General features: G+C 62.0%; 7 protein-coding genes and 2 pseudogenes. 4 read left to right on the top strand and 5 right to left on the bottom strand.

The window, feature by feature from the left end:
• Window positions 1-202: pseudogene (locus J8I82_RS36570) on the top strand (ABC transporter); the annotation flags it as partial.
• A gap of 49 nt (window positions 203-251) precedes the next feature.
• On the opposite strand, the gene J8I82_RS36575 reads toward J8I82_RS36570, so the two are convergent.
• Genes J8I82_RS36575 through J8I82_RS36585 form a run of 3 tightly spaced genes read right to left on the bottom strand, consistent with a single transcriptional unit; the run spans window position 252 to window position 3,426 of the window.
• A complete protein-coding gene (locus tag J8I82_RS36575) occupies window positions 252-1,400 on the bottom strand; it encodes an NAD(P)/FAD-dependent oxidoreductase (RefSeq protein WP_209765352.1) in 1,149 nt (382 codons plus the stop codon).
• Window positions 1,401-1,428: 28 nt separating this feature from the next.
• Window positions 1,429-2,706: an NAD(P)/FAD-dependent oxidoreductase gene (locus J8I82_RS36580; RefSeq protein ID WP_209765359.1), complete on the bottom strand. Its 1,278-nt coding sequence runs from the start codon at window positions 2,704-2,706 to the stop codon at window positions 1,429-1,431.
• A gap of 45 nt (window positions 2,707-2,751) precedes the next feature.
• Entirely contained in the window at window positions 2,752-3,426 is a 675-nt protein-coding gene (locus J8I82_RS36585; protein ID WP_029050174.1) for a haloacid dehalogenase type II, read from the bottom strand.
• 611 nt (window positions 3,427-4,037) lie between these two features.
• Between J8I82_RS36585 and J8I82_RS36590 the strand changes: the two genes are divergently transcribed.
• The 3 genes from J8I82_RS36590 to J8I82_RS36600 all read left to right on the top strand — a co-directional run bounded on the left by J8I82_RS36590 (window position 4,038) and on the right by J8I82_RS36600 (window position 7,305).
• On the top strand, window positions 4,038-4,901 hold the full coding sequence (locus J8I82_RS36590) for a GNAT family N-acetyltransferase (protein WP_029050173.1): 864 nt from the start codon (window positions 4,038-4,040) through the stop codon (window positions 4,899-4,901).
• 439 nt (window positions 4,902-5,340) lie between these two features.
• The gene (locus tag J8I82_RS36595) at window positions 5,341-6,723 is read left to right on the top strand and encodes an aspartate aminotransferase family protein (protein ID WP_209765362.1); all 1,383 of its coding nucleotides are present in this window, start codon (window positions 5,341-5,343) and stop codon (window positions 6,721-6,723) included.
• A gap of 87 nt (window positions 6,724-6,810) precedes the next feature.
• Window positions 6,811-7,305 (top strand): Lrp/AsnC family transcriptional regulator, encoded by a 495-nt coding sequence (locus J8I82_RS36600; protein WP_029050171.1) that lies wholly within the window; start codon window positions 6,811-6,813, stop codon window positions 7,303-7,305.
• A 208-nt stretch (window positions 7,306-7,513) separates the two neighbouring features.
• Here J8I82_RS36600 and J8I82_RS36605 read toward each other — a convergent pair whose 3' ends face one another.
• On the bottom strand, window positions 7,514-8,995 hold the full coding sequence (locus tag J8I82_RS36605) for an NAD-dependent succinate-semialdehyde dehydrogenase (RefSeq protein ID WP_209765360.1): 1,482 nt from the start codon (window positions 8,993-8,995) through the stop codon (window positions 7,514-7,516).
• 24 nt (window positions 8,996-9,019) lie between these two features.
• A pseudogene (locus J8I82_RS36610) lies at window positions 9,020-9,233 on the bottom strand (ABC transporter); the annotation flags it as partial.

A 9,233-nucleotide genomic window follows, 5' to 3' on the forward strand; every position in this document is an offset into this window, starting at 1 on the left:
CACCGTGCGCGCGATCTGCGACGAGATCGTGGTGATGCAGCACGGCCGCAAGCTGACCCAGGTGGCGCACGCGGACTATGACCGGGGACCGCATCATCCTTACTACGCCCTGCTGGCTCGCTCGGTACCCGAGTTGCGCCGCGGCTGGATCGATGAAGTCGACGTGCATATCGAGAGCGCCGTTGCCACAGAGCCAGCCTGACGCGTCTGGTGCTGCAGGACGGTCTGGAGTGTAAGCCGCTCGCGAAACGCTACGCCGGGGTGGTCTCGGCCCGCCCGGAGAAACGCGCGATGTGGAACGCCTCGATGGGCGTGGTCGTGGCGCCGGTGTGGATCAGTTCCGCCATCACATCGCCCACGCCGGGGCCAAGCTGGAAGCCCGCGCCGGAGAACCCGAACGCGTAGTACAGGCCGGGAACACGCGCGCTCGGCCCCATGACCGGCCGATCGTCCTCCATGTAACCCTCGATCCCACTCCAGACGCGGATGATCTGCAGGTGACCGAGTGCCGGCACTACCCGCGTCATTTGCGTCAATTGTCTGAGCGTGTGCTGGGGGCGTACGTATGCGCGCCGCTTGTCCAGATCCACCGGCTCATGGCCGCAGCCACCAAGAACGAGATTTCCCCGCGTAATCTGGCGGAAGTAAAAGGTTTCATCCAACCTTTCGGAGGACACGCTGATCGATGGCGCGATCGCATAAGGAACCGGTTCGGTGACCGCCATCTGAGGCCCCTTTGCGCGCATTGGTACCGACTCCCCGAAACGGGCACTGATGCGGTCACCCCAGGCACCGGCCGTGACCAGCACCGCCGGTGCGCGAAAGACGCGGCCGTCGACGGCGATGGCACGGAAATCCACGCCGTCCTTTTCGACGTGCAGGATCTCGGTGTTTTCAACCACCTGTGCACCGAGACGGACCGCGGCACGGGCGAACGCCGGTGCCGCCAGGCGTGGATTTGCGTGCCCATCGTAAGGCGCATAGGATCCAACGATCACCTCCGGCCCCAGAAACGGAAACCGTTCGCGCAACAGCCTGCCGCTGAGAATCTGGAGCCCCAGCCCATACGGACGCGAGTCTTCTTCATACTTTTCCAGCCGCTCAACATGCTGTTGCCGGTAGCCCGCGCGAAGATGACCGCTCGGGATGAATTCGATGTCCTCACCGATCAGTTCCTTGAGCTTGCCCCAGATCTCCCGCGATCGGTTTGCGAGTGGCAATTGCTCGAGAAAGCGCCCCTGCCGGCGCACGTTGCCGAAGTTGGTGCCGCTCGCTTGCTGGCCTACCAGCCCGCGCTCGAGCAAGATGACCGAGACGCCGCGGCGGCGTAAAAAAAATGCCGTGGCGGCGCCCATGAAGCCGCCACCGACGATGACCACGTCTGCTACGTTTGCGCTCATTTGTCTTATGCCCAGGAAACACCGATGGCTAATGCCGCCAGTCCTGCCACCGGTAGTACGCGCCGACGATCGGCAAGAACCACGGCTTGCCGAAATGGCCGGGAATGGCTGGCCAATCCAGCTCGCGCCAGGGATTGCACTCCGGGCGTCCCGCCATCACATCAGCCATGACCTGGCCCATATGCACCGACATCTGTACGCCATGGCCGCTGTAGCCAACCGAGTAATACATCCCATTATGCTGCCCTGCGCGCGGCAGCCGGTCGGCCGTCATGTCGACCAGCCCGCCCCAGCAGTAGTCGATGCGTACGCCGCGCAACTCCGGAAAGGTGGCTTCCATCGCTGCCTGAAGGATACGGCCGCTCTTCTCGTCCGAGCGCGGGTTGGACATCGCAAAACGCGCGCGTCCTCCAAACAGCAAACGGTTGTCGGGAGAGACGCGGAAGTAATTGCCGATGTGTCTCGAAGTCGTGTAAGCACGGCGATGCGGTAGCAGACGATCGAGCAAAGCCTTGTCCAATGGCTCGGTGCCGATGATGAAACTGCCCACCGATATCATGCGCCGCCGCAGGAACGAGAACGGTCCCGTGCCGGAGTTGCCCGTCGCCAGCAGCACTTGCTTCGCATCGATCTGGCCACGTGGGCTGGTCACACGAAAGGTCCCGTCGGCACGTCGCTCCATCTTCGTGACAGGGGCCCGCTCGTAGATACGCGCGCCGTTCCTTACCGCGGCCTCGGCAAGCCCGACGCCGAACTTGCCCATGTGCATCTGGGCGCTGGTTTTTTGCAGCAGCCCGCCGAAGAAGCTGCTGGAACGGACTTCGTCCTGAAGTCGGGACCGAGGCACCATTTCGACATGCGGATCGACCTCCCGGCGCAACACCTCGCAGGCACGCGCGAGCTTGTCGTAGTGCTCGGGCTTCGCCGCCAGTTTCAGCTTGCCGGCGCGCACAAAGTCACAAGCGATCCGCTCCCTGGCAACCACGGACTCGACGGTATCGACAGCGGCATCATAGGCCTGATAAAACCGCCGGGCTTTGTCCACGCCAATACGCTCGGCCAGCGATGCGAAATCATGGGCCAGGCCGCTGTTGCAATGCCCGCCGTTGCGGCCAGATGCCTCTCCCACAACACGGCCGGCCTCCAGCACGGTGACTGACGCTCCCTGCCTCGCGAGCGCCAGCGCGGCGGATAACCCGGTAAAACCCGCCCCGATCACCACAACGTCCGCGCGTCCCATAACGGGTCCTTGCGCCCCACCGACAAAGGCGGGTGCGGTATCGAGCCAATAGGATTCGAGCTTCATCTCGGCCTCCTGTTTTGGTGGCTTTCCGGGTGCACGCGCTTCTCCTTACAGGCCGACGAGTGCGGGCAGACCGCTCAGGTCCTTGATTTCGTGGCAACCCCACACCGACCAGCTCGGCTCGTGGCCACGCGCGACGAAGGCCTTGTTCTTGATGCCGACATCGTCCGCCGACAAGTGGTCGTAGCGCATGCTGGACGAAACGTGAAGCACGTCGTCGGGGGTGCATTCCAGCTGCTCGATCATGTACTCGAAGGCCTTCAGACGCGGCTTGTAGGCACCGGCCTGCTGCGCGGTATAGACGCGGTGGAAAGGTGCGCCCAGCTTTTCGACACTGTACGGGATCTGCACGTCCATCGCATTCGAAAAGATCACCAGCTGGTATTCCTTCGCCAGGCGTGCCAGCGCGTCCGGCACATCCTTGTGCGGCTGCCAGGTCGGCACGGCGTTGTAGAACTTCAGGCCTTCGTTGTCGCGGTACTCGATGCCCCAGCGGCGGCAAAGGCGCTCCACCGAATTGCACAGCAGCTCGTCATACGGGCGCCAGTCGCCCATCACCTCATCCAGGCGGTAGCGCGCGAAGTCAGTCGTGAACTGCTCCATGTTCTCCGGAGCGATGCGGTCGGCAAAAAGCTCGCGTGCCAGATCCGCCATCTGGAAGTTGATCAGGGTTCCGTAGCAATCGAAGGAGATGTATTTGGGTCGCAGGGTGGTGGCACTCATGTTTCAGGATTCCATTCAAGTTGATTCGTGCCTCGCTATGTGCGAAGCTCGCTCGGCGGCTCGCTACCGGACGTACCTTTGCGCGCTGGCGGCATATACCGGACCGTCGCCTCCTGGAAACCATTTAATCATGTAGAGCCGGTACGGATGTCTCGTTGTCATGCCGCGCGGCCACATTATTCTTCGAATTAAAACCACTGCACAGCACGAGTTGCTGCGACAAAAATCGCCACTCCTCGGCCACTCCCCGCAAGCGTCAGGATGGGCGCTTCAGCGTAGGCGCTGCCAGCTCCACCGGTAGAAATCCGGGCACTTTCCTGATGGCAGCTCGTCTTCAGCGGCCCGCATTCCTTGCGGTCGTGCTGCATGGCGCGGGGCATCCAGGCAACGGGGCACGACCGAAGCATGATCTGCGGTCGGCTTGCCCCTATACAGCACAACCTTCGGTTTATCCTGGCCCTACGCATCATCGTGTGGAATTGCGTTGGCTGGTCGAATCCCCCTCGAACATGTGGCAACATTGTTCTTAACTACAGAGGCCTCGAACACAATCCCGCTCGCTGTCAACGCAGAATTGGTTACGGCGGCAGGCCAGGCAGATGAGGTAAAACATGAAAGATCCGAATGGGAGCGGCACCGTCCAATTTCGCAGCATGAGGCCGGAAGACCTGCCGGAGGTCCACAAGCTGTCCCTGGCCACGCTGTGGCCGCACCGCCTCGAGGACTGGAAATTCATCCTCGAGATTGGCGAGGGGATTGTCGCGGAAGACGGCACGGGCATTATCGGTACCGTGATGTACTGGCTCCATGGCACGGACTACGCTTGGCTGGGCATGACCATCGTCTCACCGGACCATCGCCATCAAGGGCTTGGACGCGAGCTTGTTTCCCGGGCGCTGAACGCAACCGGGGACCGGACGGTTCTGCTCCATACGACTTCGGATGGCGTTCCCTTGTTCGAAAGTTTCGGCTTTCGGCAAACGTGCTGGGTACACCGGCACCAGGGCAGTGTTTTTCACTATCCGTTCGTGCCACTCAGTGCAGGCGAGCGAATCCGGCCCATCAGCCCGCGGGACGAAGCCGCGCTAGCGGATATGGCGAGCCGCTCCAGCGGTATGCCGCGTGCCCCATTGATCAAGCATTTGCTGACGGTTGCCGACGTGGTCGCCATCGATCGCTACGGCGATTTGATCGCCTTCGCGGCACTGCGCAAGTTCGGCCACGGTTTCGTCATCGGTCCGGTGATCGCCCCCGATATCGACCGCGCCAAGGCGTTGATCGCCCATTGGGCGGGCTCGCGTGCGGGTTCCTTCGTACGCGCGGACGTCCCCGACAGCAGCGGCCTGAGTTCCTGGCTCACCGACATGGGCCTGGTACAGGTCGATGAAACAGTGCAGGCCATGGTGCGAGGCAAACCGCCGCTGCCAGATGCATCGATCACCCGGTTCGCTCTGCTCAGCCAGTCGTTAGGCTAGGCGCTGCCCGAGCAGCGCTCCCCCTGTAGTGACAACAGCAGCTGCATGATACCTCCCACTGGCGTGCCCGTGTGGGAGCCTGGGGTCATGCATTGCAAGATTCGCGTACTGCCAACGTATGCCAGCAGCGGATATCACATCCGACGCAACCCGACCCGGGTTGACGAAAATGGCACCAAAGCCGTATCGCCAATTCACTCGCTTTTCCCATCGAGATTGAGGCAAGCGGCGCTCGCTGCAGGATGCCAGCGGCATCGCAGCATAACGTGTTGAAAGCCACGCGAAATTGCGGTTTCGCATGAGTTGGGAAGCCAGGTCCGATAGTTAATGCTATGCATCCGTGCCTAGAATGACATGGCGTTCGTTCCCCGTGCACGACTCGGTTGACCACGATCGGTCTTGCCTGGCTGTGCAAGTTAGTCCTCCATACGGATCCCTCATGCAAATCGATTCCCTTGTCGCATTAGACCGCGAACACCTGATTCATCCCCTGGTCAATTATCGCGCCCACGAACAACGTGGCGTCACTATTCTTGAGTCAGGGCACGGCGCCTACTTGAAGGATGCACAGGGCAATGAGCTGCTTGATGCCTTCTCCGGCCTGTGGTGCGTCAACGTAGGCTATGGCCAGCAGAGCATTGTCCAGGCGGCCGCCGAGCAGATGGCCAAGCTTCCTTATGCCACTGGCTACTTTCACTTCGGCTCCGAGCCAGCGATCCGGCTTGCGGCGCGCCTGGTCGAACTGGCGCCGTCCTCGCTTCGCCACGTGTATTTCACGCTCGGCGGTTCGGATGCGGACGATTCAGCGATCCGCTTCATTACACACTATTTCAATTCGACCGGCCGGCCGCAGAAGAAGCAGTTCATTTCGCTCGAGCGTGGCTATCATGGTTCGTCGTCGCAAGGATCGGGGCTGACAGCGCTTGCGGTGTTTCACAACAATTTCGATGTACCGTTGCGCAACCAGCACAAGATTCCCTCGCCCTATCCTTACCGCAATCCGGTCGGCTCGGATCCGGAGGCCATCATCCGCGCTTCGGTTGAAGCCTTGCGAACCAAGGTGCAGGAGCTGGGCGCGGATAATGTCGCCGCGTTCTTCTGCGAACCGATCCAGGGCTCTGGCGGCGTCATCGTTCCGCCCAAGGGCTGGCTCAAGGCCATGCGCATGGCGTGCCGCGAGTTGGGAATCCTGTTCGTCGTTGACGAGGTCATCACCGCGTTCGGCCGCACCGGACCGATGTTCGCGTGCGAAGCCGAAGGCGTCGAGCCGGACCTGATGACGATTGCGAAGGGCTTGACCGCCGCTTACGCGCCGATGGGCGCCGTGCTGATGTCGGATGAAGTGTACGCAGGCATCGCGGACGGCATGGCGACCGGCGTTCCGGTCGGCCACGGGTATACGTATTCCGCGCACCCCGTCAGCGCCGCCATCGGGCTGGAGGTCCTACGGCTGTACACGGAAGGCGGGCTGCTCGCCAACGGCATTGCGCAAGCCCCGCACTTCGAGGAAGGCCTGCGCAGCCTGCTCAGCCACCCGCTCGTTGGCGAAGCGCGCAGCCGCGGCCTCCTCGGCGCGCTGGAACTGGTCAGTGACAAGTCCAGCAAAGAGCGCTTCAGTCCCTCGCTGAAGCTTCACGAGCGCATCACCGAGGTCGCATACCGCAACAAAGTGGTATTCCGCGCATTCGGCGACAACATCCTCGGCTTCGCTCCAGCGCTCTGCTATACCGCGGCCGATTTCGAGCTGCTGTTCGCCCGTTTGAAGAAGACGCTGGATGAAGTGCTGGCGCAACCCGAAGTCCGGGCGGCCGTCAAGCAGTAAGTCTATTTGCGCCAATGTCCCCGCAGTGTCAACGCGGGGAATAGTCCTGCTAACGTACCTGAATGACGAGACTGGCGGAGGATCGCGATGTTTGACACGCCTAAACTGGATCGGATCGACATCTCCATCCTCAGCCACCTGCAACGTAACGGCCGCACCACCAACGTAGATCTGGCCGATGCGGTCGGCCTCTCGCCCAGCCCCTGCCTGATCCGCGTAAAGCGCCTGGAAAAAGCCGGCTACATCGGCGGATATGGCGCCCAGGTCCGGTTGGAAAAACTGGGAAACATGCAGATCGTGTTTACCCAAGTGACACTATCCGATCACCGTCGCGAGGACTTCGCCAAATTCGAAGCTGCGATTCGAGACATTGACGAAATCGTCGAATGCCACCTGGTGAGCGGCGGCTTCGATTACATGCTGAAGTTTGTGACATGCGGCGTGGCGCACTACCAGAGCATTGTCGAGGATGTGCTCCGCCAGAACGTCAACATTGAGAAATACTTCAGTTATATCGTTATCAAGTCGTCTTTCGTCAAAGGCTATTATCCGATCGTGAAGCTCCTTGCGGGACACGAATAGCCGGCTGCCTTGCCCCCCGTCTTGCCTCACCTTGCCGCCCCGCACGTATCACGTTGACAGTGCGGCGACGGTTCAGTTTGTATCGCCTTCCGCGGCGCAAGATCTTCTCCTTCTCTTTCCTTCAACTTAGGCAAATCGCCCCTCTTGCCAACATCCCAATGCAAAACGGCCGGCTTGCGCCGGCCGCCCAAACGGCAGAAGCAGTTGCTCAGTCCAGCTGGCCCTGGCACACGTACTTGATATGCATGTACTCGTCCATGCCATGGCGAGAACCCTCGCGCCCGTAGCCCGAGTCTTTCACCCCGCCAAACGGCGCAGCTTCCGCTGCCAGCGCCCCTTCGTTGATCCCGACAATGCCTGACTCGAGCGCATCGGCAAGGCGCCAGATCCGCCGCACGTCATTCGAGTAAAAATACGCCGCCAGCCCGAACGGCGTCGAATTGGCTGCCGCAACCACGTCGGCCTCGGTACTGAAGCGCGTCACCGGCGCAACCGGACCGAAGGTCTCTTCATAAGAGCACTGCATGGAGGCATCGGCATCCACCAAAACGGTCGGAGCATAGTAGTTGGGACCCGGGCATTCCGCGTTGCGGATGCGTTTCCCGCCCACGACCACGCGGGCGCCGCGGCTGACAGCCTCCTGCACGTGCCGCTCGATTTTCTCAACGGCACGTGCATTGATCATGGGACCGATCTGCGCCGCAGGGTTGGTGGCGGGCCCGACCACCAATGCGCCGACGCGGGCTGCGAGCTTGTCGACGAAGGCGTCATGCACCTTGTCCTGGACATAGATCCGGTTCGGGCAAACGCAAGTCTGCCCACCGTTGCGGAACTTGGCAGCCATCAGGCCCTCGACGGCGGCGTCGAGATCGGCATCATCGAACACGATGAACGGCGCATTGCCACCGAGTTCAAGCGACAGCTTCTTGAGCGTATCGGCGGAGCGCCGCGCCAGGTGCTTGCCGACAGGCGTCGAGCCCGTGAACGTGATCTTGCGCACCCGGGCATCGTCCAGCCAGACGTTGACGACCTCGGCGGCCCGCTCACGCGAGGCAGTCACGATATTCAGCACCCCCGGCGGCACGCCCGCCTCCTCGGCGAGCCGGACCAGCGCCAGGGAGGTCAACGGCGTATCCTCGGCCGGCTTGCAGACTACCGTGCATCCTGCCGCCAGCGCCGGCGCGATCTTGCGCGCGATCATCGCAGCCGGGAAATTCCAGGGAGTGATAGCGGCGATGACTCCAACCGGTTCACGTAGTGCCAGCATGCGACGACCGGGAACCGGTGCGGCAATCACGTCGCCGTCCGCGCGCGTGGCCTCTTCGGCAAACCATTCGACATAGCTGGCGGCGTACAGGACCTCGCCTTTGCCTTCCGCCAGCGGCTTGCCCTGCTCGCGCGAGATCAGCCGGCCAAGATCTTCGATGTGGCTGACGATCAGGTCATTCCAGCGCTTGATGATCTGAGCGCGTTGCTTGGCCGGTGTCTTGCGCCAGGCGGGGAACGCCGCGTGGGCAGCGTCGACGGCAAGCCGCGCATCGGCCGCGCCGCTATCCGGTACGGATGCGAAGACCTCATCCGTGGCCGGATCCGCCACGTCCAGCGTGCGGTGGTCCGCGGCGCTACACCATTCGCCGCCGACATAGTTGCCACCGGGAAGCAGGCTCTGTTTCTGGAGGGGAAGAGGCATTGAATAATCTCCTTGATAACGGTATTAGATTGCAGTGCTGGCAACGCCAGCGGGCATGGCAAGTTTTCCATGCACATCCACCTCATCGATCCAGCCGCGGCGCAACTCGGGTACCGAGCGCGCCAGCAGGGCGTAGTAAGGATGATGCGGCCCCCGGTCATAGTCCGCGTGCGCCACCTGGGTCAGCTTGCGGCCATGCTGCATCACCACGATCTCGTCGCAGATTGCACGCACGGTA

The organism is Cupriavidus consociatus, from assembly GCF_017814975.1.
GTDB lineage: Bacteria > Pseudomonadota > Gammaproteobacteria > Burkholderiales > Burkholderiaceae > Cupriavidus > Cupriavidus consociatus.